The organism is Mesorhizobium carmichaelinearum (assembly GCF_900199455.1).
In the GTDB taxonomy this organism is placed as follows: domain Bacteria; phylum Pseudomonadota; class Alphaproteobacteria; order Rhizobiales; family Rhizobiaceae; genus Mesorhizobium; species Mesorhizobium carmichaelinearum.
Map to the genome: position 1 here is coordinate 1 of NZ_FZQR01000065.1, position 15,297 is coordinate 15,297.

General features: G+C 60.6%; 13 protein-coding genes and 3 pseudogenes. 9 read left to right on the forward strand and 7 right to left on the reverse strand.

All coding sequences use genetic code 11. From position 1 onward, the window contains the following. The 4 genes and pseudogenes from CKW40_RS40825 to CKW40_RS45865 all read right to left on the reverse strand — a co-directional run. On the reverse strand, positions 1–1,465 hold a 1,465-nt coding region (locus CKW40_RS40825), incomplete at its 3' end, for an Ig-like domain-containing protein (protein WP_143748512.1). 826 nt (positions 1,466–2,291) lie between these two features. Further along, a pseudogene (locus tag CKW40_RS40830) lies at positions 2,292–2,455 on the reverse strand (transposase); the annotation flags it as partial. Then, the gene (locus CKW40_RS40835) at positions 2,416–2,775 is read right to left on the reverse strand and encodes a 6TM ABC transporter family protein (protein ID WP_095205220.1); all 360 of its coding nucleotides are present in this window, start codon (positions 2,773–2,775) and stop codon (positions 2,416–2,418) included. The gene CKW40_RS40835 and the pseudogene CKW40_RS40830, both read right to left, overlap by 40 nt. Before the next feature lie 580 nt (positions 2,776–3,355). Beyond that, entirely contained in the window at positions 3,356–3,817 is a 462-nt protein-coding gene (locus CKW40_RS45865; RefSeq protein WP_143748514.1) for an ArsR/SmtB family transcription factor, read from the reverse strand. A gap of 404 nt (positions 3,818–4,221) precedes the next feature. Here CKW40_RS45865 and CKW40_RS40850 point away from each other — a divergent pair, with 404 nt between their 5' ends. Both CKW40_RS40850 and CKW40_RS40855 read left to right on the forward strand, forming a co-directional pair. Continuing rightward, a complete protein-coding gene (locus tag CKW40_RS40850) occupies positions 4,222–4,365 on the forward strand; it encodes an Hsp20/alpha crystallin family protein (protein ID WP_244571521.1) in 144 nt (47 codons plus the stop codon). A 285-nt stretch (positions 4,366–4,650) separates the two neighbouring features. Continuing rightward, positions 4,651–4,883 (forward strand): annotated as a pseudogene (locus CKW40_RS40855) (DUF6429 family protein). Between the two features lie 819 nt (positions 4,884–5,702). Here the strand turns inward: CKW40_RS40855 and CKW40_RS40865 are convergent. Next, positions 5,703–7,148 (reverse strand): site-specific integrase, encoded by a 1,446-nt coding sequence (locus CKW40_RS40865; protein ID WP_095205223.1) that lies wholly within the window; start codon positions 7,146–7,148, stop codon positions 5,703–5,705. A 486-nt stretch (positions 7,149–7,634) separates the two neighbouring features. On the opposite strand from CKW40_RS40865, the gene CKW40_RS40870 reads away from it, so the two are divergent. Together CKW40_RS40870 and CKW40_RS40875 are read left to right on the forward strand one after the other, a co-directional pair. Next, positions 7,635–8,165 carry a dihydrofolate reductase family protein gene (locus tag CKW40_RS40870; RefSeq protein ID WP_095205224.1) on the forward strand — a complete coding sequence of 177 codons (531 nt, stop codon included), beginning with the start codon at positions 7,635–7,637 and terminating at the stop codon, positions 8,163–8,165. Between the two features lie 97 nt (positions 8,166–8,262). Beyond that, on the forward strand, positions 8,263–8,436 hold the full coding sequence (locus CKW40_RS40875) for a hypothetical protein (RefSeq protein ID WP_244571522.1): 174 nt from the start codon (positions 8,263–8,265) through the stop codon (positions 8,434–8,436). A gap of 14 nt (positions 8,437–8,450) precedes the next feature. On the opposite strand, the gene CKW40_RS40880 is transcribed toward CKW40_RS40875, so the two are convergent. Further along, entirely contained in the window at positions 8,451–9,152 is a 702-nt protein-coding gene (locus CKW40_RS40880) for a GntR family transcriptional regulator (protein WP_179298304.1), read from the reverse strand. A gap of 239 nt (positions 9,153–9,391) precedes the next feature. On the opposite strand from CKW40_RS40880, the gene CKW40_RS40885 reads away from it, so the two are divergent. From CKW40_RS40885 to ggt, 5 genes are all read left to right on the forward strand, one after another. After that, positions 9,392–10,429, forward strand: coding sequence for an ABC transporter substrate-binding protein (locus tag CKW40_RS40885; protein WP_095205227.1), 1,038 nt, complete (start codon positions 9,392–9,394; stop codon positions 10,427–10,429). A 76-nt stretch (positions 10,430–10,505) separates the two neighbouring features. Beyond that, positions 10,506–11,591, forward strand: coding sequence for an ABC transporter ATP-binding protein (locus CKW40_RS40890; RefSeq protein WP_095205228.1), 1,086 nt, complete (start codon positions 10,506–10,508; stop codon positions 11,589–11,591). Beyond that, a complete protein-coding gene (locus CKW40_RS40895; RefSeq protein WP_095205229.1) occupies positions 11,588–12,514 on the forward strand; it encodes an ABC transporter permease in 927 nt (308 codons plus the stop codon). Before CKW40_RS40890 ends, CKW40_RS40895 begins: the two co-directional genes overlap by 4 nt. Beyond that, positions 12,511–13,311, forward strand: a complete 801-nt coding sequence (locus CKW40_RS40900; RefSeq protein WP_095205230.1) for an ABC transporter permease — start codon at positions 12,511–12,513, stop codon at positions 13,309–13,311. The genes CKW40_RS40895 and CKW40_RS40900 overlap by 4 nt, the downstream gene beginning before the upstream one ends. A gap of 48 nt (positions 13,312–13,359) precedes the next feature. Beyond that, the gene (gene ggt, locus CKW40_RS40905) at positions 13,360–14,946 is read left to right on the forward strand and encodes a gamma-glutamyltransferase (RefSeq protein WP_095205231.1); all 1,587 of its coding nucleotides are present in this window, start codon (positions 13,360–13,362) and stop codon (positions 14,944–14,946) included. A gap of 156 nt (positions 14,947–15,102) precedes the next feature. Here the strand turns inward: ggt and CKW40_RS40910 are convergent. Next, positions 15,103–15,297 (reverse strand): annotated as a pseudogene (locus CKW40_RS40910) (integrase); the annotation flags it as partial.

Genomic DNA, 15,297 nt, shown 5'->3' on the forward strand with positions numbered 1-15,297 from the left:
CCGTCGCGCTGATTGCCGCCGTCGTCGTGCTGTTGCCGGCGTTGTCCACCGCCTTGGCCGTCAAGCTGTGCGCCCCGTCCGACAGCGCGGCGGTCGTGAGCGTCCAGGTGTTGCCCGTGATCGTGGCGGCACCCAGGTCCGTGCTGCCGTCAAACACGTGCACCGAGGCCACGCCATTGCTGTCGCTCACCGTACCGGAAAGCGCCAGCGTGTTGTCCTTGGTCAGGCCGCCGCTGCTGATCGTCGAGGTCAGCCCGGTATCGGTCCCGATCGTCGAGCCGATCGTCTCGCTCGGCGCCGTCTCATCGACGGTTACCGAATGGGAATCTGAAGCCGCTGTTGAGCTGCCAACCTTTATTGTGGCGCCAAGAGTATACGTGCCGTCCAGCAGTGAGGCGTGTGCCAGATCGCTTGTTGGAATGACGGCGGACCATGTACCATTCGCGGCAACCGTGGCCGTGTAGTTATGGCCATTTAGGCTGACGATGAGCTGTGCACTCGGTGTAAAGTGCGTAACGGTGCCCGTTACTGTGACCCCGGCAGCTGCATCGGCGGAGTTGATCAGCCAGGGGTTTGACTGGCTCGGCTCGATCGGATTGATTTTGACCGTGAATGCGGCTGGGGGATCGACGCCGAGAAAATCGCTTGGCGACAGCGTTGAAGTCCCAGTGACGTTTACTTTCAGATCGGCCTTGCCGTCGCCGTTGGTATCGGAATAAACGAACAACCCACCGCTACCGTCTGTGGTATACCAGACGGCAAAGGCGCCAGCGGCCCCGAGGTTGGTCGTATTGGCCGGCTGCTGTCCCTTCCAGAAAAATTCCCCCAGACCGGCGCTGGAGGCGGTCTGTCCGCCCTGCGAGCCAACGATGATACCGTCGTTGAGGAGCTTCCTGAAATCGAGCTTGTCGACGCCTACTTTGAAATTGTTGATCACATCCCACTGCGACCCGGTACCATTAAAGGAATCATTCGCACTGACGTAGCTGAAGACGTTGGCGATCTGACCGTTGACTGTCGATTGAAAGACGTTCTTGCCAATATCGCTGTTGATGTCGAGAGCGGCGAGCAGAGAGGTGCTGGACAGGCCCGAACCAGCTAGGCCCGGGTTGCTGGAAAAGGCACTCAGAAAAGCGGAGGCGCTGTTAGCGCTGAAGGTGACAGCAGGGGCGCCAGCAACCGGGTTTCCATAGTGGTCACTTTGCACTAACGAAAAGTTGTCGAGCGATGTCGCCCACAGGGTGTAGTACTGGCCCGTGCCAGCAGCTTGAAACGTAAGCGTCAGATTATCCGTCCAGAACGCGGTATCGATCGTCTGAAGCTGGGTCGCATTTGTCGTGGCGAACAGGGCGTATGCGATATCTTGCAGTTCGATAATCTGGGTTCCGCCGGTGTTGTCACTTGCGAGGCTGTCGAGCACATTAAGGTTGTCGACTGTCGTGCCATTGCTTGTTGTCGAGGCCATGACTTGCTTCCTTTCAGCGGCGGCAGAACTCTAATGCCTGTCGACCGCAAATTGAGTTCACTCGATCGCCGGTGACCCGCCGGATTGCCGCAGCCATCTGGGGCGCGGCCGGCCGCTTCGCGCCCGAGCACGATCGCGCCTACCTCAGGCCTCAAATTTTTCAACAACGTCAGAGGATCAATGACGACGGGTTCGATGAACAGGAATTCAGCCAGGTGGCGCATGCACTGCGAAGACACTTGCGCGGACTTGCGACCAGTCAAACGGACAAAGCCTGCGGCATTCCTGCTCTGGCCTCGCGGTGGCGACTCTTTCCAACCTACTCGCACTTACCCCTGCCCATTCGCCGAAGTCCTCGGCGACGACCCAACAAGAAAGTTCGGAAAGCGGAAGACAATGCAAGCGCCTGAAACCATAGGACAAGTAGTTTCTGCGGCGCGCCAATCCCAGTCGCGCCGTCGCCACATCCCGACAATTCGTCTTACGAACCCCAAACTCCCAGTTACTCGCACGACCGCCCCTCTTCGGTCGCGCGACCCTTTATATGCGCTGTTACTAAAGTGGAAAATTAGGGATTTGTAAACTATCCGAATCGTTACCAATAGATTCTTGGTTAAAGGCTTTGGCCGTCTGGACGGTATTTCGTGAGGAATCAATACTTTGCCAGATGCGCTTCTAGTGCATGAGCGAAGACCCATCAGGGCGAGATGCATCCCTCGTTTGGTCTAGACCAAGGGATCCGCGAGTGTCTCAGCCCAATGGCGCAGAGCAGAGCGAGGAAATGCAGCGACGCCACCGAAACCACCGGCACCAGGCCACGCTGGAGGCCCTTGAAGCGCGTCATCAAGCCTGACGCGCCTCTTAGAGCGCGCGCCGCACGTCCGTGTCGCCGGCCTTCGAGATCCGTCCCTGTATGTCGACCGAAGAGCCCGACTGCCAGCGCCGCGAGGTCAGCCCGAAGTAGGCCGCGACGTCACGCGAGCGGCGAAACGCGCGATGTGCAGAACCAGAAAGGCACCAACGCCCAGTATCGCGATTTGCAGAATTGATCGAATGGCGCGCGACACACCGTCATAAAATGCGTTGACGCGCGCGAGCCCATCGGAGGCGCGCAGCGAGCCGGAAACGCCGATTCCCCAGAACTCGATAACATTGGAAACCATGCCGAGTGCGCGGACCGTTTCGAAGTTACCCGCGGCGACGCCGAGAGTGTCCGCGGCCTCCTTGCTCGGACGTGAACTCGCGACTTGATTCAGCACCGCGACGGCAACCATGATGACCGCGCCGACGACCGTCAGGAGAAAGAGCAACAGGTGGATAAATAAAGAAGACCCACGAAGACCGGGCCGGATGGGAGATCAAACAGAAAAGATAGTACCGGGAAGCAATAAATCCTCGCACAGTTGCCAGATCGCGCAAAGCCTGGACATCGCCTAGTCCTGCGCGTGGGCCATTCATTGCTGCGAGAAAGAATGACGCCGCCAAAGAGACATCCAGTCCGCGGCGAGTCGACTCGCATAGACGCCGCGCACGATTTTCGAGGGCCGGCCCCGAAAAGCATGAGCGATAGCAATTCAGGCAAACCCAAATAGGTGAGCGTGTCCAGGTTGGCAGCCGGGCAAAACACGATCATATACCTGCAGCAGTACAGTGGCAGGATCCACACCAAGGTATTCATCACTGCAGAAAAGAGGCCAAAGTCGACAACGCTCCTCGACAGCACCGCCTGTTCAAATCGTTTCCGGATAGCCCCCCGACTATAGGCGTCACATTAGGAATTATTTATATACCATATGAGCCTGCTAGGCCACCAGTTGGGGGACCTTTTGGCGCCCATAGTAAACGGTGCCAGACGGGCGGGGCCACTGCGAGCAGTCTGCAAATTTCAAGTTAGTCGCCGTTACGGCAATATGAAGGGCCGCTGCCATATTCGCTTTCCAGCGTGACAAGCAGTTCCCGCGCCGCGTCACCTCTGGAGGAATAATAAACGCAGGTTTTGTCGCGGCGGACATCGACCGAGCCAACAGCTCGTAACTTGGCCATATCCTGTGAGAGTGTGGACGTGTGGACCCCGAGTTGCTCCCGTATCTCTTCAGCCGACAATTCACGGTCAAGTAGGAGGGCCACTATAGACAGTCGGCGCGCGTTGCCATGACCGTCAGAAATTTGGCAACCTCCTTGGCCTTTGTTCGAAATTGTTTCAAGACCATCGACATATCGCCAGCCTGAATAGGCCAGAGCTAAGATAGTTCTAGAATGGTCCCTGCGGCAAGACATACGGCCAAGGAAGCCGGCCTTTGCGACCAAGATCTGGTTATTCTGGCTCGCTATCAGTGGCCCGATAGATTCCATAGCCAACCTTGATGAGCAGCCCCTCGTCGCACATGCTGGGGAGATCGCATCGGGGAATTCCGATCTCAATCAGGTCGCGCGTTCGTACTTCATCCTTTTAGCGAGCAAACGCAACAATGCGTTCTCGGAGGGGTGGCTGAGGCCCGCCGGCCAATCGGGCGCCTCGTGCGCTCACCGTCGCGCTCACGAATCTTGAGGAAGGTTCTGGCATCGTTTCGAGGGGATCGGCAGCTCGTACTTCGCGGTTTTATTCGGTCCGGGAGCCACTTCGAATTGATGCCACGAACGCCGCACGCCGCCGATTACCTCTAGTTTCCTGCGGATGATGCCTAAGAGCTGCTGGAGGCTTCATCTATATAGACCTGCCCGGGGGCGAACAGTGGATATCGGAGCGATCGTACGGCTTGTTCTACCGTTCGATCCCACTCCCTTCTGGCGTCGACACAGACAAGGCCAACGCCGAATTTAAAAACGGCGTACTGACCGTGACGCTCCCGAAAACTCAGGAAGCGCTGTCGCGGGAAGAAGATCGAGGTGAAGGGGCCTAACATCCGCGAGATGCCACGGATTTCTTCCGTCGCATCTCTTAAGGTTACTGCATCAGTCTCGCCTGCGAATAGGACGATGGGCGGGGGCGGGCGAGGTATTTTCCGGCTATTGCAGCTAAACTACGCAGCGGGACACGATCCACTGCAGCGCCGGTCGTTTTGCAGGTAAATCCGAGGGCTGACTGAAGACCGCGCCTTCGCCTCGGTTGCATTCGAAGTTCGAGAGCCCAGAGTATCCATTCGGCCTGGGCCGCGTCGGGCGCAGTCTGTTTTTAAACTGCAGCGATGGAGATCGACACCGACAAGAACGACGATGCGGTCCGGGCGCTGCTTTGGCTGACGCTGCACGATGAACAGTCCGCCTGGAAGGCTTTCCCTGGGGCGTGACGGATTGACGTCACCGGAAGGGGCTGATCGCCGATCCAGTCAACAAGGTAAAATCCTTGGTGTTGACGGATGAGGGTCTTAGACACTCGGAGGAGCTGTTTCGCGCCCTGTTTACGCGGCCGACGCCATGAGCAGCCAAGGGGGCCGCCTTCTTGGCGACGCCGATCACCACCTCGCAAAGTTCAACGACGTCGTTTCCCAGGACTGGCAGGCCGATGTTCTCCCTCATCGCAGACACGCCAATCACACGGCTCGAGGATTTTCTTAACTGGAATTGGAGCTCTTTGACGGTCGCAGCAGCTGCCTGATGAGGGCCTTCATTGTTGAGCTCACATGTAAACCGGATCTTGAGGCCGTCAGATGGGATATCGCAACTCCGCTCTTTACACCCTAAAATATGTGGCTGAGATGCTCGAAGAGGACGAAGACATTTTTGCGCGATTGCTCGATCGCGATGTTCTCGGAAGACGGTTGCCTTAGCGCCTACGACGACTATCCCGAATCCGAATTGAGCGAACCTATCGTCGTCTTCACCGAAGACGGCATCGACAACCTTCGGCATATTGTCGACGAGCGCAGGGCTGCAAGTCACGCACCGCCGAAACCCAGACAGAACACCGTCGCCCGAAATCGTAGCCACCGCTGCTCTGGCCAGATGGGTACCCCGTGGGCGCAATACGGACATTCTCAAACCTCGAAACGCAAAAACCGCCCCGGTTAGACCGGGACGGTAAGGGTATTGTGACGAAACTGGTTGCGGGGACACGATTTAAGGCTGCAAACCGCCCTATAACTTGCAAAGGATTCGAGTTTGCAAACGAATTCAGTGGCAGCACTGTATTGGCGGTATCCCTCTCCTGACTCGAACCCCCTGATAGGCGACCAACCGATCCCTAGATGGATCCTCTAAACGATGAACTGCCGAGATCCCGTGGCTCTCCAACGCTCGCTCAATAGTTGAGGCTGAACGTCGCCGTCGAGGCCGCTCGCCTTTGAGGCAGCCCCCCTCTTTCCAATGGAGGATCGCGCAGAGGGCTGATCTCTTCCCGCTTAGCGGCGTCGATTGCTTGATGCGTCGCATTTGGACCAAGCCATGAGCGAATTGAAGCGTCCTTAATGGCCATATTGCCCAAGGCGCTGAACATCGTGTTGCTGATGGCTTGTTGTTGCGCACGGAGGTGATCTTCAAGCAGCTTGTGCCGCGAAATATACCCGGCATTCACGCCAGGGATGGCGTGGTTCATCAGCAGACGTGCGTCGAACTCGGAGATGCCTGCCGGGGTCGCAAGCGTTCTAAACGTCTGGCGTAAGTCATTGCCCCACTTAGCAAGAACGCCTCGATCTTCTTTCTGTTCGGCCAGATGGCCGCTGTCACTGTCCGCCGTGAAGAGCCAGTTCTTGGCTTCAGAGGGATAGAAATGGCGGGCAAAGCGGATCGCGCGCACAAGGCAGAGGATCATCTGGCGCGACAACGGAATGTCGAAGGCACGGTCCGCGCCCCCCTTGGGCCGCGGGATGTGCAGTATGCGGCGGCGCAGATCCAGATGCTGCGGCTGTGCCTCCATCAACGCGGTTGGACGGCAACCGGAAAGCAGAGAGAACAGATGGAATTCTCGCCTGATAGGATTCTGCAGCGCGGAGACTTGATGGAACCAATGGGACAGATCGTCGAGCCCCATTGCTGTGTTACGCCGCTTTTCTGAATTCCAGTCTACGATGCTTGCCGGGTTATCGGCGGGGAGATAGCGATGGGCCCTACGCGCATGATTGTAGACTGCGCGCAAGGTCCGCATGCTGCCATTAGCGATGTAGGGGCCGTGCTCTTTGGTGATCTCGTCATGCCTGGTGATGACTTTGGCCGGGTCCTCGGCGAGGTCCTGTAGAGGCGTATCTAGCCAATCCTTGAAGAGTCGTTCAACGTGGTCGCGATAGCCCTCGATCGTGCCTTCGCTTCGGCCCTTCCGAATCAAGTGTGCATCGCGATAACGCTCCCATGCTCGGCTCAGGGTGACACCCTTGGGTGCTGCATCCGTCTGTTGATCCAACTGTACAGTCGGATTGTCCCAAGACACGCTGGCACTAGCTGGTTGCTCGGTCAGCAAGTCAGGTTTCGGATCCGGGTGTTCCCCCTTGGAGATCTGCGCGAGGTATATCTTCGCTGTTGCGCGAGCCTCGCGTGTAGACATCGTCGCCGCCTCGCCGATCCGTACTGAGATCGATGCAACGCGCTTACCATCCTTCCGCAGGTCTCCTTGAACCGCGAATGTTTTGCTTCGCTTGCCCACGATGACGTGGAACCCTTTAAGCTGGGTATCGCGGGCGCGATACTGTCCCGAATTAGGCGCCCTAAGGTCGATGACCGCTCTGTCGTTGATAAGGATACGAATATCGGCCATAGCGCGGTTCCTGCAAGTCTAGTGCATATCGGCCAGAAGATTCAGCCGGTTTTTCAGCCGGTTTTAGACTCGCACGCGATGAGGAGCCGTGTCCACGCCAAAATTTGCGATTATGCGCAAATAACTGAAATTAAAGATTCTTTTACAATCATGGAGGACTATTGGATATGTTTGGCGGACCAAAAAAGTAAACTACGAATCTGGGGGTCAGGAGTTCGAATCTCTTCGGGCGCGCCAATTTCTTGGAAACCACTCATTTTATTCGATCGTCGAACCGTCCGTAGCCGCGGCGTCCGGGACGATTCCGTCGGCAACGCGACCCAGCGATCCCCATCGCCGGGAGAGTCAGATCGGTCAGGAAGCTCGATCGTGTGACGTTCATGCGCACCCCAAAAACCAATTGCGAGATCGAGTCCGCCGATCTAGACTGATTGCATAGTGCAATCAGAAGCGCGCGGATGCGCCGTATGAGGAAAGGCGGAAGGCATGGCCAAGCTCGTGTTCGGAATGAATCAGTCCCTGGACGGCTACGTCGACCATATGGAATTTGGGCCAACCCCCACGCTCTTCCGCCACTTCATCGAAGAGGCTCAGAGGCAGACGGGCAGCGTATACGGCCGCCAAATGTATGAGGTCATGCGTTACTGGGACGACGATCATCCTGAATGGGATGCGGATCGGCAGGCCTTCGCGGCGGCGTGGCGGAACCAGCCGAAATGGGTCGTTTCGCGCTCGCTGAAGTCGGTCGGCCCCAACGCCAGGCTGATTGGGGATGATCTCGAGGGCGCGATCCGCGATCTGAAAGCCGGGAGCGACGGGGAGATCGAGGTTGCTGGTCCGACCTTGGCGCAAAGCCTTACAGAACTTGGCCTGATCGATGAATATCGAATCTACTTGCACCCCGTCGTGCTTGGTCACGGCAAGCCATATTTTGCCGGACCCCGGCCTCGGCTCCGCCTCCTGACTCACGATCGGATTGGCGAGGACGTGATCCGGCTGACCTACGTTCCTGCTTGATCGCGCGATGTGCCCATGCCGTTCCACCCAGTCATCGGCGCGGAATCTTCACCAACGTTCATACCTTGCTGAGCGATAGCAGCGTGCGATGATCATGATGTCTTTCGAATCTCCCGAAAAGAGTGCCGCATATCGCGCCGCGAAGCTCGCCGTGCTGCGAAAGCTGATGGTGAAGCATATCGAGCGCACCGATGCTCAGGCGCGGAATGTCGAACAGGCGCTCGCGGTGTTGGCCGAGGCAAATGCTCGGGCCCGCGGCGCGCATCAGTAGCGTCCAGGTCGTCTTCAGGACGCCTTCGCGAGAAAACTCTGGTAATCCGACTTCGCCTGCAGCAGGCGCAGCACGTTTTCGCGTGATCCGCGCACGTGGGCGCGGGCCAGGGCGCCGGCGCGGGCGGCATCGCCGGCGCAGATAGCCTCGACGATCTCGGCATGCTCGTCGCGGGCGATCTTCCATTCGTCAAGCCACAAGAGTTCGGTCCAGACATAGTGCTGGCACTTGTCGAGGATTCCGCACAGCATGCCGTGCAGCATCACATTGCCGCTGATCTCGGCGATGACGCGGTGCAGGTCGATGCCGACCTCCAGCTCCTGGAATTTTTCCTTTGTGGTGCGGTCCGGAATGGCGGCCAGCCGCTCGCATTCGGCCAGCATGGCGCGCAGCCGCGCTTTGTCCTTCTCGGTCGCGGCGGCCGCAGCCAGTTCGGTCGCATGGCCGTCGAGCAGTTCGCGGATGTCGAAGGCCTCGCGGAACATGTTGATGTCGAACTCGGTGACGACATAGCCCTGACGCGGGCGGCCGGTGACGAGGCCGTCGCGCTCGAGGCGGTTGAAGGCCTCGCGCACCGGCGTGCGGCTGACATTGAGTTTTGCGGCGATATCGCTCTCGGTGACGCGCGAGCCCGGCGGAATCTGGCCGGTCACGATCATCGCCTTCAGCGAGGTGTAGACCGAGTCGCGCAGTGTGTTTTTGGTTTCCCTGGCCAAGTTCCGTTTCCAGTTCTCCGGTCTTTCCGCCGGAAGTGATGTGTTCACTGATAGCTGTATTCAAAGTCGGCGCGATTTGCCACGCCCCGGGCATTGCGTCCTCCCAGCCCACCGTCGAAGGCATTCTAGCGACGCCGACCGGTGTTGACATCGCCGATCTCGAAGCTACACTCAAAATTGTATACAAAATCGCATGCGAAATCAAAAACAAATGGGAACACCGGTTGGAGAGCCGAAAAATGAACAGGACAAGCGTTAGCATTCTCGCGGTTGCCGGCCTGATGGCCACAGTCGCTGCCCCCGCCATGGCGGGCGACACCATCACCGTCGCCTCGTGGGGCGGCACCTATCAGGAGGCGCAGACCAAGGCCTTCTTCACCCCGACCGCCGACGCGCTCGGCATCACCATCAAGCAGGACACCACCAACGGCCTCGACGATGTGCGCCTGCAGGTGACCGGCAATGCGGTGAAGTGGGACATCACCGAGCTTGGCGCCGACGAATGCGCGCGCGGCTCGAAGGAAGGGCTGTTCGAGAAGCTCGACTACGGCATCATCGACAAGAGCGGCATCAACCCGAAGCTGGTCCATGACGACTGGGTCGGCATTTCCTACACCTCGGTCGTGCTGATCTACCGGACCGATGTGTTCGGCGACAAAGGCCCCAAGACCTGGGCCGATTTCTGGAACGTGGAAAAGTTTCCGGGACGGCGCGCGCTGTCCAGCAGCCAGGCGACTGAGACGCTGAGCGTCGCCGCTCTCGCCTCCGGCCTGCCGATCGACAAGGTCTATCCGGTCGACATCGACGGCGCCTTGAAATCCGTCGACAAGATCCGCGGCCATGTCGATGCGTGGTGGACATCAGGCGCCCAGGCCATGCAGCTGGTAAAGGACGGCGAGGTCGACATGGCGAGCATCTGGAACGGCCGCGCCGGGACGTTGAAGAAGGAAGGCGCGCCGGTCAGCTTCTCCTTCGATCAGGGCGTGCTCACCGCCGACTGCATGGTTATCCCGAAGGGCGCCAAGAACAAGGAAGCGGCGATGAAGGCGCTGGCGATGTTCGTCAGCCCGCAATTGCAGGCCAATCTGCCGCTCTATGTCGACAATGGCCCTGTGAACGAAAAGGCCTTCGAGACCGGCAAGATCCCGCCGGAACGGATCAAGGACATCAACTCGGCCCCCGAAAACGTCAAGAAGCAGGTGCTGCAGGATGCCGAGTTCTGGCGCGACACGCTGGTCGAGGCGACGGAGAAGTTCAACAATCTGATCCAGCAATAGCTGGCAGACACTTCACGGCGGGGTGGCGCAAGCCGTTCGCCCCGCCTTCTCTTCGCCGGCTAAGGAGAAAAGAACCTTGTCCATTGCGCCATCCGCGCTGCCGATCAGCATGCGCCGGATCGAGAAACGATTTGGCAGCGTATCGGTGCTGCGCGACCTGAACCTCGATGTCGAGGCCGGCGAGTTCCTGACGCTGCTCGGGCCTTCCGGCTCCGGAAAGACGACGCTGCTGATGATCCTGGCCGGCTTCGTGCGGGCCAATGGCGGGTCGATCAAGGTCGGCGCCGACGAGATCATCACCACGCCGCCGCACAAGCGCAACATCGGCATGGTGTTCCAGAACTACGCGCTGTTTCCGCATATGAACGTTTTTCACAACATCGCCTTTCCGCTGAAGCAGCGCCGCGTGGCGGCCGCCGAGACGGCCGAGCGAGTGGAAAAGGCGCTGGAGCTGGTGAAGCTCAAGGGCCTGGGCGAACGGCGTGTCGACCAGCTCTCCGGCGGCCAGCGCCAGCGCGTGGCGCTGGCGCGCGCCATCGTCTTCGAGCCGCGCATCGTGCTGATGGACGAACCGCTGTCGGCGCTCGACAAGGGCCTGCGCGAGCATATGCAGATCGAGCTGCGCGCCCTGCACCGGCGGCTTGGCATGACGACGGTCTATGTCACGCACGACCAGCGCGAAGCCATCACCATGTCGGACCGTATCGCGGTGATGAACGCAGGCCGCATCGAGCAGCTCGACAAGCCCGAGACGCTCTACGCCGCGCCGAAGACGCAATTCGTCGCCGGCTTCATCGGCGAGTCGAATTTCATCCCCGTCGAGTGCCGCAACGGTTCGGTCTGGTATGAGGACAGGCGGATCCAGACGGCGGGAGCGCCGCCGGCCCCGGGCCAGCATCTGATGGTGGTGCGGCCGGAAAAGCTGCGGCTGGTCACGGCGGCCGAGCCGTCGAGCGGCATCAATGTGCTCGATGCCACGGTCGGCGACATCATCTATCAGGGCGACAGTTTCGTCTGCTACGCGGTGCTGCGCGACGGCCGCCAGCTGACGCTGCGCGACTATTGCCGCAGCGATGTGCTGGCGAAAATGCCGGCGCCCGGCCAGCCGATCAGCCTCGGCCTCGATGCGCAGGACACCATCCTGGTGGCGGCCGAGGGATGAGCGCGCCATCCACCCTCCTGAACGAAACGGCTGGCGGCGCGGGCCGGGACCTCAACGCGCAGGCGCTGCGCGCCGATGCGCGGCGCGAATCGCTGCGGCTTTTGGCGCTTTTGGCGCCCAGCCTGTTCCTGGTCTTCGCTATCATCATCGTGCCGATCGGCTGGCTGTTCTGGCTGTCGCTGTACGACGAGAACGGCGCCCTGAGTGCCTCCAACTATGGGCGTTTCTTCGAGCAGGCCTCCTACATCAAGACCTTCATCACCACCTTCAAGGTCGCCTTCATCGTCACCGGCGCCTGCGTGCTGCTGGGTTACCCCCTCGCCTACATGCTGTCGCAACTGCCGCGCCGGGCAGCGTCAATCTGCCTGATCTTCGTCATCCTGCCGTTCTGGACGTCGGTGCTGGTGCGCACCTATGCCTGGCTGGTGATCCTGCAGCGCAAGGGGCTGATCAACAGCTGGCTGATCGACCTCGGCGTGATCAGCCAGCCGCTGTCGCTCGCCAACAATCTGTCCGGCGTCGTCATCGGCATGACGCATATATTGCTGCCGTTCCTGGTGCTGCCGCTCTATGCCTCGATGAAGACCATCGACACCGACTGCCTGCGCGCCGGCATGAATCTCGGCGCCGGTCCGGTCGCCACCTTCCGGCAGATCTTCTTTCCGCTGTCGCTGCCTGGTCTCGCCTCGGGCGTGGTCATCGTCTTCGTGCTCTGCCTCGGCTTCTTCGTCACGCCGGCGCTGATGGGCGGCGGCAAGGTGATCATGTGGGCGATGCGGATGGAGCAGACCACCAGCCTCTATTCCAACTGGGGCGCTGGTGCGGCGCTCGGCGTGGTGTTGCTGGTGGTCACGCTGGCGCTTCTTGGTCTCTTCCAATGGCTGCTTGGCGCGCGCGCCACCGGTGTGTGGAGTTCGCGATGAGCGGAGATATCGGCCTGCCGATCTCGCACCGGCAACGTCTGTGGCTTTACGCGCTGGGCGGCCTGGTGCTGTTGTTCCTGATCGCGCCGTCGGTCATCATCGTCATCATGTCGTTTTCGGATTCGACGCTGCTGCAGTTCCCGCCACAGCAATGGTCACTGCGCTGGTACGAAACCTATTTCGGCTCGCTGGAATGGCGCGATGCGACCATCGTCTCGGTCAAGGTGGCTGTCATGACCGTGCTGGTGGCGACGCCGCTCGGCACCACCGCCGCCTATGCGATCAACCGGGGCACGCTGCGCTTCAACGGCAGCATCAACGCGCTCTTGACCGCGTCGCTGATCATCCCGGTGATCCTGATCGGCATCGGCACCTTCTTCCTCTATGCCCGCATCGGCCTCAACAACACGCTGACCGGCCTGGTCATCGCGCATACGGTGCAAGCCTTGCCGCTGGTGGTGCTGACCGTGCTGTCGGGGCTGCGCTCCTACGACATGAACCAGGAGCGCGTGGCGCGCAGCTTAGGGGCCGGGCGCGTCGCCGCCTTCTGGCAAGTGACGATGCCGCAGATCCGCTTCTCGATCGTCTCGGGCGGGCTGTTCGCCTTCATCACCTCCTTCGACGAAGTGGTGGTTTCACTGTTCATATCGGGCGGCGAGACGACAACGCTGACGCGCCGCATGTTCAACGCGCTGCGCGACCAGATCGACCCGACGATCGCCGCCATCTCGACCTGCCTGATCGTGCTGTCGGTCCTGCTTTTGTCCGTCGCGCAGGTTTTCGGGCGGCGGCATTGATTTCACCAGACCAATTCGCAGAAGTGACCCATGGGATACCCAGACAGAATGCGTGATTTCCAGTTTCCCGGCCGCTCGCCGGTTCGTGCCACAGAAGCGCTTGCCGCGACCTCGCACCCGCTTGCGACGCTTGCCGCGATCGACATGCTGCGCGCCTGCGGCAATGCCATGGACGCCGCCATCTGCGCCGCCGCCGTGCAGGGCGTCGTCGAGCCGCAATCTACCGGCATCGGCGGCGATTGCTTTGTCCTCTATTCTCCCGGGGGACAAGGCGAGGTGCTGGCCTTCAACGGTTCGGGCCGCGCGCCCGCGAGCGCCACCGTCGACTGGTATCTGGACAAGGGTTTTAGCGAGCTTCCCAAACAGGGGCCGCATGCAGTGACCGTGCCGGGCGCCGTCGACGCGTGGAGCCGGCTGCTGGAAGACCATGGCCGCAAGAGCCTGGCCGAGGTGCTAGCTCCGGCCATCCATTATGCCGAGAACGGCTATGTCGTGCATGACCGCGTCGCCTTCGACTGGGCGGAACCGGAAACCGACCTGTCGGCCGACGAGCATGCCGCGCGCATCTTCCTGCCGGGCGGCCAGGCGCCGAAGGCCGGCGATGTCCATCGCCAGCCGGAACTCGCCGCCACCTTGCGGATAATCGCCGAGCAGGGCCGCGCCGGCTTCTACGAAGGCGCCGTCGCCGACGACATGGTGCGCCGGCTCAAGGAATTGGGCGGGCTGCATAGCCAAGAGGATTTCGCGGCGACCAAGGGCGACTATGTGGCGCCGGTCAGCACCTCTTATGGCGGCTATGACATCCACCAGATGCCGCCGAACAATCAGGGGCTGACGGCGCTGCTTATGCTGAACGTGTTGTCGGGCTTCAAGCTCGGCGGGCTCGATCCCAACGGCGCCGAGCGCCTGCATCTGGAGATCGAGGCCGGACGCCTGGCCTACCAGGACCGCGACCGCTTCGTCGGCGACCAGGACCAGGTTCATGTGCCGGTAAGAGAGCTTCTGTCGGGCGCCTATGCCGACCGGCTGCGCGCCGAGATCCACCGCGACCGCGCTATGACGCATCTGCCGCGCCTGGAACTGCCCGGCAGCGACACGGTCTACATCTCGATCGTCGACCGCGACCGCAACGCGGTCTCCTTCATCAACTCGACCTATTATTCGTTCGGCAGCGGCGTCGTCGGCCCGAAGACCGGCATCGTGCTGCAGAACCGTGGCTCGAGCTTCCGCCTCGACCCGGCGCACCCCAACGCGATCGCGCCCGGCAAGCGGCCGATGCACACGATCATGCCCGGCATGGCGACGAAAAACGGCCGCGTGGTGATGCCGTTCGGCGTCATGGGCGGCGGTTACCAGCCGTTCGGCCATGTGCATCTTTTGACCAACATGATCGACTTCGGCATGGATCCGCAGCAGGCGCTGGATGCGCCACGGGTGTTCTACAATGACGGTATCGTGGAGGCCGAGCGCAACGTCCCCGCCGCAGCGATCGAGGGCCTGCGCAAGCGCGGCCATCGCATCGCCGAGCCGGATCATCCGCTTGGCGGCGGGCAGGCGGTGCTGATCGACTGGGAGAAAGGCACGCTCACCGGCGCCTCCGATCCGCGCAAGGACGGCATGGCGCTGGGGTATTGAGGCGATGGGGAGAACCGGTCCTCGGATCACTCCTCAACTCACACAAACAGCAGGGCAATCGCATATGGCAGCGCCAGCCCCCTCTCCGTCCGCTTCGCTGTCCAGCCGATAGATGGGTAACACTTTAAACCGGATACATGGGTAACAGTTCTCCCCCTATGCGTCCGTCGCAGCGCCAAGCGGTTTGGTTGGCGCGGCGCTGCGACGGACAAGCTTCATGCGCCTGGTGTCGATGATGCCGAGCGGATGGGCATGGAAGCAGAGCGTCCATTGGCCATCCTCGGCCTCTGCAGCGGCGACGGCTTCACCGGCCAGTGTTTGCGAGACATAGACGAAGCCACCATTCCACTT